Annotated in this window: 9 protein-coding genes; 8 read left to right on the top strand and 1 reads right to left on the bottom strand. The window is 75.4% G+C overall.

Annotated features, from left to right (window positions below; translation table 11 throughout):
- The first annotated feature begins 5 nt into the window (after positions 1-5).
- From ACFWFZ_RS10680 to ACFWFZ_RS10650, 7 genes are all read left to right on the top strand, one after another.
- Positions 6-800: an SDR family oxidoreductase gene (locus ACFWFZ_RS10680; protein WP_387119646.1), complete on the top strand. Its 795-nt coding sequence runs from the start codon at positions 6-8 to the stop codon at positions 798-800.
- A 49-nt stretch (positions 801-849) separates the two neighbouring features.
- A complete protein-coding gene (locus ACFWFZ_RS10675) occupies positions 850-1,113 on the top strand; it encodes an acyl carrier protein (RefSeq protein WP_387119643.1) in 264 nt (87 codons plus the stop codon).
- The gene (gene fabG, locus ACFWFZ_RS10670; protein ID WP_387119640.1) at positions 1,113-1,859 is read left to right on the top strand and encodes a 3-oxoacyl-ACP reductase FabG; all 747 of its coding nucleotides are present in this window, start codon (positions 1,113-1,115) and stop codon (positions 1,857-1,859) included. Before ACFWFZ_RS10675 ends, fabG begins: the two co-directional genes overlap by 1 nt.
- Before the next feature lie 12 nt (positions 1,860-1,871).
- Positions 1,872-3,101 carry a beta-ketoacyl-[acyl-carrier-protein] synthase family protein gene (locus ACFWFZ_RS10665; protein WP_387119637.1) on the top strand — a complete coding sequence of 410 codons (1,230 nt, stop codon included), beginning with the start codon at positions 1,872-1,874 and terminating at the stop codon, positions 3,099-3,101.
- On the top strand, positions 3,098-4,282 hold the full coding sequence (locus tag ACFWFZ_RS10660) for a beta-ketoacyl synthase N-terminal-like domain-containing protein (protein WP_387119634.1): 1,185 nt from the start codon (positions 3,098-3,100) through the stop codon (positions 4,280-4,282). Before ACFWFZ_RS10665 ends, ACFWFZ_RS10660 begins: the two co-directional genes overlap by 4 nt.
- Positions 4,283-4,385: 103 nt before the next feature.
- On the top strand, positions 4,386-10,619 hold the full coding sequence (locus tag ACFWFZ_RS10655; protein ID WP_387119631.1) for an SDR family NAD(P)-dependent oxidoreductase: 6,234 nt from the start codon (positions 4,386-4,388) through the stop codon (positions 10,617-10,619).
- Between the two features lie 2 nt (positions 10,620-10,621).
- On the top strand, positions 10,622-12,382 hold the full coding sequence (locus tag ACFWFZ_RS10650) for a polyketide synthase (RefSeq protein ID WP_387119628.1): 1,761 nt from the start codon (positions 10,622-10,624) through the stop codon (positions 12,380-12,382).
- A gap of 75 nt (positions 12,383-12,457) precedes the next feature.
- On the opposite strand, the gene ACFWFZ_RS10645 is transcribed toward ACFWFZ_RS10650, so the two are convergent.
- Positions 12,458-12,709 (bottom strand): acyl carrier protein, encoded by a 252-nt coding sequence (locus ACFWFZ_RS10645; RefSeq protein WP_387119625.1) that lies wholly within the window; start codon positions 12,707-12,709, stop codon positions 12,458-12,460.
- Between the two features lie 188 nt (positions 12,710-12,897).
- Between ACFWFZ_RS10645 and ACFWFZ_RS10640 the strand changes: the two genes are divergently transcribed.
- Positions 12,898-13,620, top strand: coding sequence for a lysophospholipid acyltransferase family protein (locus tag ACFWFZ_RS10640; protein ID WP_387119621.1), 723 nt, complete (start codon positions 12,898-12,900; stop codon positions 13,618-13,620).
- Positions 13,621-13,653: the final 33 nt, after the last annotated feature.

Genomic DNA, 13,653 nt, shown 5'->3' with positions numbered 1-13,653 from the left:
TACGCATGCTGACTTCCCTCAAGGGCTCCTGGTGCCTGATCCTGGGCGCCTCCAGCGGTATGGGGCGGGCCACCGCCCTGGCCATGGCCAAGGAGGGCGCCAACGTCTTCGGCGTCCACTTCGGCACGGCCGCCCAGCAGGAGGAGGCCGACGAGCTGGTGGCCGAGCTGCGCGCCACGGGCGTCCAGGTGTCCTTCCACAACTGCAACGCCGCGAGCAGGCAGACCCGCGCCGAACTGGTGCCGGTCCTGGGGGAGCTGGCCGGGCCCCAGGGCGTACGGGTGCTGCTGCACTCCCTCGCCTTCGGCAGCCTGCTGCCCTTCCTCCCGCGGGAGGGCCAGGAGGACGTCATCACCCCGCGGCAGATGGACATGACCGTCGACGTCATGGGCCACAGCCTCGTGTACTGGGTGCGCGACCTGTACACGGCCGGCCTGCTGCCGCGCGGCGCGAAGGTGTTCGCGCTCACCAGCCGCGGCGACGGCCGGGTGATGCCCAGCTACGGCGCCGTGTCCGCCGCCAAGTCCGCCCTGGCCTCGCACGTGCGCCAGCTCGCCGTCGAACTGGCGCCCTCCGGCGTCTCGGTGAACGCCCTGCGCGCCGGCCTGACCCTGACCCCGGCACTGCAGCGCATCCCCGGCAGCGACGGACTGGCCCGCTACGCCACGGACGCGAACCCGCACGGCCGCCTGACGGTCCCCGAGGACGTCGCCGAGGCCGTCGTCATGCTCTCGGCCACCGACTCCTCGTGGATGACCGGCAACGTCATCGACGTCGACGGCGGCGAAGGCCTCGTCTGACCCCTCCCCCGCACCACCCGCCCACCCACCATCCCAGGAGAGAACGATCATGCCCGAGCAGACCACCGGCGCCGCCGTACTGGACACCGAGGACCTCCGCTCCACCATCGCGGAGATCCTGGACGTCGACCCCTCCGAGGTGACCGACACCGCCGACTTCAAGGAGGACCTCGACGTCGACTCCCTGCTGGCGCTGGAGATCCTCGTCACCCTGGAGCGCAAGTACCAGGTGAAGATGGAGGAGTCCAACCTCCAGCTGATGCGCTCCTTCAAGGTCGTCCACGACCTGCTGGCCGAGAAGCTCGCCGCCTGATGCCGCACGACACGCGCAGGGTCGCGGTCGTCACCGGCGGGTCGCGCGGCATCGGCCGGGCCGTCGTGGAGCGCTTCCTGTCCGACGGGTACGACGTCGGCTACTGCTACCGCTCCCGGCCCGCCGACGCCGACGCGCTCGAAACCCTCGCCGCCGAGCACGGCGGCCGGGTCTTCGACGCGTCCGTGGACGTGACCGACCCCGACGCCGTACGGGGCTTCCTGGAGCGGACGCAGGAACGGCTCGGGGCGATCGACGCCCTCGTCACCAACGCGGGCATCGTCCACGACGGGCCGCTGGTGACGATGGGCCAGGACGCCTGGAACAGCGTCATCGACACCAACCTGACCGGTACCTACAACGTGTGCCGGGCCGCCGTCTTCACCCTCATGAAGCAGGGCCGGGGAAGCATCGTCACCGTGTCGTCCGTGGCGGGCGTCTGCGGCAGCGCCACGCAGGCCAACTACGCGGCCTCCAAGGCCGGGATCATCGGCTTCACCAAGTCGCTGGCCAAGGAAGTGGCCCGCTTCGGCGTCCGCGCCAACGTGGTGGCGCCCGGCCTGATCGCGACGGACATGACCGACGGCATGACGGAGAAGGCCCGCGCCGGCGTCATCGCCTCGATCCCGCTCCGCCGGATCGGCACCGCGTGGGAGGTGGCCGACACCGTGGCGTTCCTCGCGTCGGACCGCGCCGCCTACATCACGGGACAGGTGATCCGGGTCGATGGCGGCATTAGCAACTGAGGGAGCGCGGTGATGGCAGCGATGGCAGCGCAGACGGGGTCCGCACGGGTCGTGGTGACCGGGCTCGGCGTGCTCACGCCGATCGGCACGACCGTGGAGGGCTTCTGGGACGCCGCGGTCCGCGGGGTGGTGGGCACGGGGCCGCTGACCCGTCCCGACGCGGCCGACTTCCCGGCCGCGCTGGCCGGCGAGGTCGCCGGCTTCGACGCGCCGCGGGCCGGCGGGGAGCGCAGCCTGGCGCTCGCGAGGGCCGCGGCCGCGGCGGCCGCCGCCGACGCGGGGATCCCCCGGTGGACCGGCGACCCGTACCGGGCGGGCGTCTGCCTGGGCACGCTCCTCGGCAGCCGCGCCGGTCTCGAACCGGCCGTGACCGGCTTCCACCGCGGCGCGGACACCGGCGGGGCGCCGCACCCGGGGCCGCGGCCGGCGCCGGACCTCACCGACGCGGTCGCCCGCGAACTGGGCTTCCTCGGACCGGGCCTGGCCGTCGCGACGGCCTGCGCCTCGGGCAACAGCGCGCTCGCCCACGCCGCGGACACCATCCGGGCGGGCCGCGCCGACGTGATGATCGCCGGCGGTGTCGACGAACTGTCCAGCGGCATCATGATGATGTTCTCCAGCCTGCGCTCACTGGCCCCCGACTTCCTGCGGCCCTTCGACCGCGACCGGGCGGGGCTCATCGTCTCCGAGGGGGCGGCCGCCCTGGTCCTGGAGTCGTACGAGCACGCCCGCCGGCGCGGCGCGCACGTCCACGCCGAACTGGCGGGCTGGGCCTCGGCGTCGGACGCACACCACATGACGGCCCCGCACCCGCAGGGCAGCGGCGCCCGCCGCTCCATGCTGCGGGCCCTGAAGTACGCCGGGATCTCCCCCGACCGTGTCGACCACGTCAGCGCCCACGGCACCGGCACCCCCTCCAACGACCGCGTCGAGGCACAGGCCCTGCGCGACGTCTTCGGACCCCGCACACCCGCCGTGACCTCGCTGAAGGGGGCCCTCGGCCACACGCAGGGCGCGGCCAGCGCCATCGAGGCCGTGGCGTGCGTCCTGGCGCTGCGCGACGGGGTGGTCCCGCCCACGGCCAACCTGGTCGACCTGGACCCGCAGTGCGATGTCGACGTCGTACGCGGCCAGGCGCGCGAGACGCCGGTGCGGGTCGCCGTCAACAACGCCTTCGGCTTCGGGGGCAACACCGCCTGCACCGTCTTCACCCGCACGAGCACAGCAGGGAGCGCACGATGAGCCCGACGGCCGCCGTCACCGGCATCGCCCTGGCCAGTCCGCTCGGCGGCAGCCTCGACGCGACCTGGGAGGCGCTGCTCGCCGGGCGGACCGGCTTCACGCGGGCCACCGCCACCGACGGCCTGTACCCGGGCGTGGTGAAGGCCACGGCCGGCGCGCTCGCCGACGACCTGCCGGACGTACCGGCCTTCGGCCGCAAGCGGCTGCGCGCGCTCAGCCGCGAGTCCCTGCTGGTCTCCCGGGTCGGGATGCTCGCCTGGCAGGACGCCGGATTCGGGCCGGGGACGGCCCCGGACCCGCAGGAGACCGCCGTCGTCCTGGGCACGGCCGCCGGCGGCCTGACGGGCTACCTCCAGGTGATGCGCGACGGCCTGACCCTCGGGCCGGAGCTGGTCAGCCCGTACGCCGGCCCGCAGGGCAGCCTGAACGCCGCGGCCTCGGACCTGTCCATCGCCGCCGGCGCGCAGGGCAGCATCGTCACCGTGACGGCCGGCCGCTGCTCCGGGGCGCACGCGCTGGCCGTCGCCGCCGACCACGTCCGTACGGGGCAGGCGGAGGCCGTGCTCGTGGCGGCCGTGGACGTGCTGGACCCGCTGCGGCTGGCCGCCGGTGAACGGGCGGGCACGCCCCGGCCGTTCGGCGCGGACCGGGCGGGCGCCCCTCCCGGCGAGGCGGCCGTGGTGCTCGTCGTCGAGGACGCCGCGCGGGCCCGGGCCCGAGGTGCCCGGGTGCACGCCGAGATCGCGGGTGTGAGCGCCCTGCGGGGCGGCGCCGGCGGCGCGAGCGCCGCCGCTCCCGCCGTCGCCGCGGCCCTGCGCGAGGCCGGCGTCGCGGCCGGGGACCTCTCCCTCGTCTGCTCGTCCGCCGCCGGCGACCCGCACACCGACCGCGCCGAGGCCTTCGCCGTGCACGGGGCCGTCGGATCCCGCACCCCCGTCCACAGCCCCTTCGGCGCCCTCGGGGACTGCGCGGGCGCCACCACCCTGCTCCAGGCCGCGCTGACCGCGAGGGCCCTGGCCGACCGGTGCGCCCCGCCCACCGCGGGCCGGGGCGGCCCGGATCCGGACCTGCCCGCGCTCGCCGCCGCAGACGGGCCGCGGGACCTGGCGGGCGGGCCCGCGCTGGTCCTGACGACCGACGCGCACGGCCAGGCCTCGGCCGTGGTGCTGCGCACCCCGTAGGCCTCTCGGCCGCTCCCGCCGGCCCGCCCGGCCCGCGTACCAGAACCCATGAACGAACCAGGGAGATCCGGAGCTCCGGCCCCCTGCCGTACGGAGGTAGGAAGTGCATCACGACCCGGCTGAGCTGATCGCCATCGTGGGGATGGCGGGGCGATTCCCCGAGGCTCCCGACACGGACCGGTTCTGGGACCTGCTCATGGATGGCGGCGACGCGATCCGCCCGATCCCGTCGGCCCGTTGGAGGACCGACCAGCCCCTGGACCCGGAGAAGGAGATCCAGGGCCACGGCGGCTTCCTGGAAGGCATCGACGAGTTCGACGCCGCCTTCTTCGGGGTCTCGCCGCGCGAGGCGGAGGTCCTCGACCCCCAGCAGCGACTGATGCTGGAGACCAGCTGGCTGGCGCTGGAGGACGCCGGAGTGCCCACCGCGAGCCTGAGCGGCACCCGGACCGGCGTCTACTTCGGCGGTCTGTGGCAGGACTACGAGCGGCTGCGCGAGGACCGCGGCGCCCGCCCCACCCAGCACTCCATATCCGGCAACGCCCTCGACATGCTGTCGGCGCGGATCTCCTACTTCCTCGGTCTCACGGGTCCCAGCCTGACCCTGGAGACCGGCTGCTCCTCGTCCCTCGTCGCCCTGCACCTGGCCTGCCAGGCCATCCGGGCCGGCGACGTGGACGGCGCGCTGGTCGGCGCCGCCAACCTCATGCTGACCCCGGACGTGACCATCGGCCTCACCCACTTCGGCGGTCTGTCCCCCACGGGCCGGTGCAGCGCCTTCGGCGCCGGCGCGGACGGCTTCGTACGCGGCGAGGGCGTGGCCGCCGTCTACCTCAAGACCCTGGAGCGGGCCCGCCGGGACGGGGACCGCGTGCACGCCGTGATCGTGCGCACCGCCTCGAACAACGACGGCGGCGGCACCAGCCTGGTGACGCCCAGCCTCGCCGGCCAGGAGGACCTGCTGCGCCGCGTCTACAACGACTCCGGCATCCCCGTCGACCGGGTCGCCTACGTGGAGGCGCACGGCACCGGCACCCGGGCGGGCGACCCGGTCGAGGCGACCGCCCTGGGCAGGGTGCTGGGGCAGGCCCCCGAACGGGCGGGCCGGCCGCTCGGCATCGGGTCGGTGAAGACGAACATCGGGCACCTCGAACCGGTGGCCGCGCTCGCCGGCCTCTTCAAGGCGGTGCTCTCGCTGAAGAACGGCGTCGTGCCGCCCAGCCTGCACTCCGCCGAGCTCAACCCGGACATCCCCTTCGGTGAACTGGGCCTGGAGGTCGTGCGGGAGCCGCTGCCGCTGCCCGCGGACGGCGCTCCGGTCTACCTGGGCGTCAGCTCCTTCGGCTGGGGCGGCACCAACGCACACGCCGTGATCACCGCGGCCCCGCCGGCCACCGCGCCGGCGGACGAGGCCGCGCCGCGGGACCACGGCCGGAGGCCCTTCGTCCTGCCGCTGAGCGCCCACAGCCAGGCGGCGCTGGTCCAGCGCGCCCGCGACGTGCGCGCGGCCCTGGACGCCCCCGGCGCCGATCCGCGGGAGATCGCCGCCACCCTGGGCTGGCAGCGCGACCAGTTCCCCTTCCGGGCGGGCCTCGTCGCCACCGACGGCGACGGCCTGCGCTCGGCGCTCGACGCCTACGCCGCCGACCCGGAGGCCACCGCGACGGGCACCGTCGGCGGCCGGGCCCGGGAGCGCGGCCGTACCGCCTTCGTCTTCCCCGGCCAGGGCTCGCAGTGGGCCGCCATGGGCGCCCGGCTGTACGCCGAGGACCCGGCGTTCGCCGCGGTGATCGACCGGTGCGCCGCGGCGCTCGCCCCGCACACCGACTGGTCCCTGACCGAGGTGCTCACCGGCCGCGACGGCGACGCCTGGATGGGCCGCGTCGACATCGTCCAGCCGGTGCTGTGGGCGGTCTCCGTCGCCCTGGCCGCCGCCTGGCGCACGGCCGGCGTGGAACCGGACGTCGTCGTCGGCCACAGCCAGGGCGAGATCGCCGCCGCCACCGTGGCCGGGATCCTCTCCCTGGAGGACGCCGCCCTCGTCGTGGCCCGGCGCAGCGCCGTCCTGCTGCGCACCGCCGCGGGCACCGGCCGGATGCTCGCCGTCGACCTCGACGCCGACGCGGCCGCCGCCGCCCTGGAGGGCTTCGAGGACTGCGTGGCGCTCGCCGTGCACAACGGCCCCAGCTCCTGTGTGCTCTCCGGCGACGCCGACTCGGTGCTGCTGCTGAAGGAACTCCTGGAGGCGGACGGCACGTACTGCCGTCTGATCAACGTGGACTACGCGTCCCACAGCCCGCTCATGCTCGACCTGACCGGCGAACTGCACGAGGTGCTCGCCCCCGTCCGGCCCGCCGAGGGCTCGATCCCCCTCATGTCCACGGTGCGCGCCGCGGAACTGGCGGGCCCGGAGATGGACGGGGCGTACTGGGTGGAGAACCTGTGCCGCCCGGTGCGCTTCGCGCAGGCCATGGACGCGCTCCTCGACGAGGGCGTCACCCACGTCGTGGAGGTCAGCGCGCACCCCGTCCTGGTGCCGGCGCTGGAGCAGATCGGCGCGCTGCGCAAGGAGCCGCCGGCCGTCCTGGGCACCCTGCACCGCGACCGCGGCGCCCCCGAGGACCTCGCCGAGAGCTTCGCACAGGGCCATGTCGCGGGCCTGACGGCGTACGGGCCGCGCCCGGCGTCACGCGACGCGGGGGTGCCCGCGTACCCGTGGCAGCGCGAGAGCTACTGGGTCGGGGCGCCCCAGCGCGGAGCGGGCCGTTCGGCCGCCTTCGCCTTCCCGCTCGCCCCGCTGCCGACCGAGGCCGGCACCTGGCACGGCACCACCGAGATCGGCACCGCATCCCACCCCTGGCTCGCCGACCACCAGGTGCACGACGCCGTCGTCGTGCCCGCCGCGGCCTCGATCGAGCTGTGCCTGGGCACGGCGGCCGCCCGTACCGGCGGTGTCCCGCAGTCGCTGCGCGGCCTGTCCTTCCTCAGCGACATGACCCTCGCGGACGGCGGGCTGCACCTGGGCGGCGTCTGGCGCGAGGACGCCGGCGAGGGCGCCGGACTGGAGGTGCTGTCGCTGCCCGACGGCGGCGACGGCTGGACGCGGCACATGACGGCGCACGCCTCCTACCGCGCCGAGCAGGCGGCCCCGCCGGTCTTCCCCACCGGCCTGTTGAGGGAGCCGGCCGTCGACGGGGCCGCGTTCTACCGGTCCTGCACCGCCCGCGGCCTGCGGTACGGCCCGGCCTTCCAGGGCGTACGCGAACTGCGTGTGCACGGCGACGAGGCGCTGGGCCGGGTGGCCCTGGCCGAGCAGTGCCGGCCCGGCGCCCGCCGGTTCGTCCTGCACCCGGCCCTGTGGGACGGGGCGTTCCAGCTCTCCCTCGCGCTGTGCGGGCACGAGGACACCGTGGTGCCCGTCGCGATCGGGCGGATCGCGCTGCTGCCGGGGCGGCCCTCGGACCTGACGGAGCTGTGGGTGCACGCGGTGCGCCGCCCCGACGGGCTCTTCGACCTGGCCCTGTACGGGCCGGACCGCCAGCCGGTGGCCCGCGTGAGCGGGCTGGAGCTGCGCCGCCTGCGCACGGGCGAGCGGTCCGGGCCGGCTCCCGAGCGCGTGCACCGGTTCGGCTTCCACGAACGCCCGTACGCGGGACCGGGACCGGGCGCGGAGCGGGGGCCCTGGCTGGTGTGCGGCCCGGAGTCGGCCCGCACCGCCGTCGTCGCACTGGCCGGTGCGCTGGGCGGCACCGCCGTGGCGCTGCCGCGGGCCTGGGCCGGCGGGACGCAGGCCTGGGCCGAGGCGCTGCGGGCCGCCGACGGCGGGGAGGTCGTGTTCGTCGCCCCGGACCGTGCGGCCGGCGAGGAGGAGCAGCGGGCGGGCCTGGAGGCCCTCGGCGCGCTCGCCGGGGCCTGCGCGGACCGGCCGGTGGCGCCCCGCCTGACGGTGCTGACCACGCGGGCGCAGGCCGCGTCGGCCACCGAGGCGCCCGACCCCGGAGCGGCCCTGTACTGGGGTTTCGTACGGGTGGTGCAGGGCGAGCACCCGGGGCTGGCGGCGCGGCTGGTGGACACCGCGGGCGACGAGGGGTGGACGGCCGGCGTCGTACGGGAACTGCTGGACGCCGAGCGCGAGGACCAGGTCCTCAGCCGCGGGGAGCGGCGCCTGGCCGGCCGGCTGGAGCGCGGCGGGCACCGCCCGGACGACGCGGCCGTTCCGCTGCCGTACACGGGCCGCCAGCCGTTCCGGCTGCATCCGGGGCCGCGGCCCGGACTGTGGGAGTCCCTGCGCTACCTGCCGCTGGTGCGCAGGCGGCCTGGGCCGGGCGAGATCGAGATCGAGGTGGACGCGGCCTCCCTGAACTTCATCGACGTGATGAAGGCCGTGGGCACCTACCCCGACGAGGCCGGCGGCAAGGAGCTGCTCGGCGGGGACTGCTCCGGCCGGGTCGTCTCGGTGGGCCCCGGCACGACCGGGTTCCGTGTCGGCGACCGGGTGGTGGCCTGCGTCTTCGGCGCGATCGTCTCGCACGTGACCGTCCGCGCCGACCACGCGCGGCCGGTGCCGCAGGAGATGGCGCAGGAGGACGCCGCCGCGCTGCCGCTGGTCCTGGCGACCGCCTGGTACGCGCTGCACGACCTGGCCCGCACGGAGCCGGGCGAGACCGTCCTGGTCCACTCGGCGGCCGGCGGTCTGGGTCTGGCCGCCGTCCAGGTGGCCCGGATGCTGGGCGCCGAGGTCATCGCGACGGCGGGCAGCGCCGCCAAGCGGGCCTACCTGCGGGAACTGGGCGTCGAGCACGTCTTCGACTCGCGCGACCTGTCCTGGGCGGACGCCGTGTCGGAGCGCACGGGCGGCCGCGGCGTCGACGTCGTCCTCAACTCGCTGACCGGCGCCGCCATCGCGCGCGGCCTGGAGGTGCTCGCCGAGGACGGCCGGTTCGTCGAGGTCGGCAAGAAGGACATCCACGGCGAGCGCACGCTGGGCCTCGCCCCCTTCCGCAAGGGCGTCAGCTTCGCGGCGGTGGACCTGGAGGGGCTCGTCATGCGGCGGCCCCAGCGGTTCGCGCGCCTCTTCCGCGCGGTCTGGGACGAGGTGGAGGCGGGCCGGCTCACGGCCCTGCCCGTCACCCAGTACACCTTCGACAACGCGGCCGAGGCGCTGCGCGCCATGTCGCACGGCGACCACATCGGCAAGTTCGTGCTGTACGGGCCGCAGACCGTCGAGCGGGTGGTCGCGGACCCTCTGCCGTACGGCCGGTTCCGCGCCGACGGCACCTATCTGATCACCGGCGGCCTGGGCGACCTGGGGATCTCGCTGGCCGAGCACCTGGTGGAGCGCGGGGCAACCGCCCTGGCCCTGCTGGGCCGTTCGGAGCCCTCCCCGCACGCCGCGGAGCGCATAGCGGCGCTGCGCGCGGCCGGCGCCCGGGTCGCGGTGGTGCACGCGGACGTCGCCGACGCCACCTCCCTGGACCTGGCGCTGGCCCGGGTGCGGGCCGAACTGCCGGCGCTGCGCGGCGTGTTCCACGCGGCGGGCGTCCTCTCCGACGCCGTCGTGCGCAACCTCGACGCGGCGGGCGTGGCCCGGGTGCTGGCGCCGAAGGCGGACGGGGCCGCCGCACTGGACCGGCTGACGGCGGACGATCCGCTGGACCTCTTCGTGCTGTTCTCCTCGGCCGCAGGGCTCGTCGGCAACGTCGGCCAGTCCGCCTACGCGGCGGCCAACACGTACATGGACGCGCTGGCCGCGGCCCGGCGGGCCGCGGGCCGGCCCGCGCTCAGCGTCCAGTGGGGCACCTTCGACGGCATCGGCCTGGCGGCCCGGTCCGCCGAGCGCGGCGAGCGCCTCGCGGACCGCGGCATGGACGGCTTCGAGGCCGCCGAGGCCTGGCGGGCGCTGGAGTCCTTCCTCGCGGAGGGCGAGAGCGTCGTGGGGTACGTGGCCTTGGACCCGCGCCGCTGGTTCGAGACGTACCCGGCGGCGGCGGGCCTGCCCAGCTGGAGCCTGCTGCGCACGACGGGGGAGCCGGGCGCCGGCTCGGGCGGCGACTTCCGCCAGTTGCTGGGCGGCTGCCCCGAGGAGGAGCGGCACGCGGTGGTCGAGGAGCGCGTACGGCAGCTCGCCGGCAGGGTGCTGCGGCTGTCCGCGGACTCCATCGACCGCGAGACGCCCCTGAAGTCGCTCGGACTGGACTCGCTGATGAGCCTGGAGCTGCGCAACCGGCTGGAGGCCGATCTGGGGCTGCGGCTGTCGCCGACGCTCCTGTGGACGTACGGGGCGCTGCGGCCGCTGGCCGGGGCGCTGGTGGAGCGGCTCGCGGAACAGGAGGCCTGACGGTGGAACAGGACAGCGGCAGGGCGGCGGGCGCGGCCCGCGCGACCCCGGTCAGCCGGGCCATGGAGACGATCCGTGCCCTGCGCGAGGAGCTGGCGGCGCTGCGGGGCGCCCAGCCGGTCGCCGTGGTCGGCGTCGGCCTGCGGGCCCCCGGCGGCATCGAGGACCTCGACGGCTACTGGTCGGCGCTGGCGTCGGGGGCGGACGCGGTGCGCCCGATCCCGCAGTCGCGGCGGGCGCCCTTCGGGGAGGCCTGGGACGAGGTGCCGCACCGGGGCGGGTTCCTGGACGAGGTGCTGGAGTTCGACGGCCCGTTCTTCGGTGTCGCGCCCCGCGAGGGGCGCTCCCTGGACCCGCAGCACCGGATGCTGCTCGAAGTGGTCTGGGAGGCCCTGGACGACGCCGGCATCCCCGCCGGCCGGGCGGCGGCCGCCGCGGCCGGCCTGTACGTGGGCATCACCGGCCAGGACTACCGGGAGTGGATGCGCGAGGGGCCCGACTCGTACTGGGCGACCGGCAACGGGCACTGCTTCTCCGCCGGGCGGCTCGCGCACACCCTGGGCCTGACCGGCCCGGCCATGGCCGTGGACACGGCCTGCTCCTCCTCGCTGGTGACGGTGCATCTGGCGCGGCAGGCGCTGCGCAGCGGCGAGTGCGACATCGCGGTGGCCGGCGGGGTGAACCTGGTGCTGTCACCGCACGGGACCGCGCTCGCGGCGCGCACGGGGGCCCTGTCCCCGGACGGGGTGTGCCGTCCGTTCGACGCGCGGGCCAACGGCTTCACCCGGTCGGAGGGCTGCGGCATCGTGGTCCTCAAGCGGCTGGCGGACGCCGTGCGCGACGGCGACCGGGTGCACGCGGTGATCCACGGTTCGGCGGTCAACCACGACGGGCGGGCCTCGGGCTTCACCGCGCCCAACGTGCTGGCGCAGACCCGGCTGGTGGAGCGGGCGCTGGCGGAGGCGGGCCTGGGCCCGGCCGACATCGGCCATGTGGAGGCCCACGGCACCGGTACGTCGCTGGGCGATCCGATCGAGGTGGAGGCGCTGGCGGCGGCCCTGGGTCGGCCGGGCGGCGCGGGGGCGCCGGTCCTGCTCGGCTCGGCCAAGGCGAACCTGGGCCACACCGAGTCGGCGGCGGGTGTGCTGGGGCTGATCAAGGCCATGCTGAGCCTGCGGCACCGGGCGGTGCCGCCCGTGCCGCACTTCACCACCCTGAACCCGCGCATCGACCTGTCGGGGACGGGCTTGCGCATCCCGACCGAACTGGAGCCGTGGCCCGCCGGCGCCGGCGCGTACGCGGGCGTCAGCTCCTTCGGCATGAGCGGCACCAACGCGCACGTCGTGCTCGGCGCCCCGGCGCCGGACCCGGCGCCGGCCGCGGGCCCGGCCGCGGCCGTAGCCGTGACCGGCTTCGAGGTGTCGGCCCGGACCCCGGCCGCGCTGCGGTCCTACGCGGCGCGGCTGGCCGCGCGCCTGGCCGGCATCAAGGACGAGGAGTACGCCGCCTTCGCCTACACCGTCACGCACGGCCGTACGGCCCTGGCCACCCGTATCCGGGTCGAGGCGTCCGACCGGCACCGGGCGGCGGCCGCCCTGGGCGCCGTCGCCGAGGGCCTGACCCCGCCGGAGGTGCGGGAGGTCGCGGCGGACACGGCCCCCGGGTTCGCGGACCTGCCCCGCCGGGTCCTGGACCTGCCCGCGTACCCGTGGGAACGACGGCGCTACGCCCCGTTCGACGCGGAGCGCCCGCCCGCGGGCTGACCACGGCCGGGTACGCGCAAGGGCCGGCCCCGGACGGTGATCCGGGACCGGCCCGCTCCGTGCGGCGCCGTCCGGTCAGGCCGTCGCCGCGTCCTGGATCAGGGCGACGACCGCAGCGACCGTGAGGTCCTTGGTCAGCGCTTCGAGGGGGACGTCGACGGCGAACTCGCGCTTGACGGACGCGGTGAGCTCGACGACGCCCAGCGAGTCGATCTCCAGTTCCTCCAGCCTGGCCTGGTCCGTGATCGCGTCGGGCTCCGCCCCGAAGTCGACGAGTTCGCGCTCGACGAAGGCACGGACGGAAGCAAGATCGGCGGGCTGGGGCACGACATCCTCGTCTCTGAATCCTGAGCAGTGAAACGCGCAGCAGCCTAACAACGGGCGCACTACGCGCGGCTAAAGAATCCCTTTCGTCCGGCTGACCGCGGCACTAAACGATCCTTGCCCGCCCTGCCGACCCCTCCTATATTCCCGGTGAACGCTCGGCCGAGACGTTCAGAGAGGGAGACCTGCACATGCTCCGGATGCTGCTGAGGCGGCTTCTCCTCATTCCGTTGCGGCTCGTCCTGCGGCCCCGCGTCAGCGGTGTCGGGAACCTGCCGAAGTCCGGCCCCTTCATCATCGCGGCGAACCACCTGTCCTTTTTCGACTCCATATTCATCGCGCTGCTGGTCCCGCGGCACCTCTATTTCGTGGGCAAGCAGGGCTGGCTTGAGATGCCGGGCCTCAAGGGCCGGCTGCAGGGCCTGTTCTTCCGTTCCGTCGGGATGATCTCCGTGGACGGGACGAGCGGTTCCGCGACCATGGCGGGCCTGGAGACCTCCCTGCGGATCACGCGCGAGGGGCACGGGGTCGGCGTGCACATCGAGGGCACCCGGTCGCCCGACGGCCGCCTGTACAAGGGCAACACGGGCACGGCGTGGATCGCGATGCGGAGCGGGGCGCCGGTGGTCCCCTGCGGGCTGACCGGCACGGAGCGGGTGCACCCGGCCGGCGCCAAACGCCTCTACGTCTCCCGCTTCGACGTCCGCTTCGGCGCCCCCATGACCTTCCCCGAGCACGCCGGCCGCGAGGCCGACCGCCGCGCACGCCGCGAGGTCACGAACCGGATCACCCAGGAGATATCCGCCCTGACCGGCCAGGAATACGTCGACGTCTATGCCGCGACCGTCAAGAGCCGGGCTGCGGCCGAAGCTGCAATTCCGGTTCCGGTTTCTCCGAGGGAAAGCCAGGGATAACAAGGGCTTTAGCCTGCCTCGATAGCCTCGGCC

It is taken from the genome of Streptomyces sp. NPDC060232, assembly GCF_042726555.1.
Classification (GTDB): Bacteria; Actinomycetota; Actinomycetes; order Streptomycetales; family Streptomycetaceae; genus Streptomyces.
Note: the sequence above shows the minus strand (reverse complement) of the source record. Positions and strands in the feature narration are given on the sequence as shown.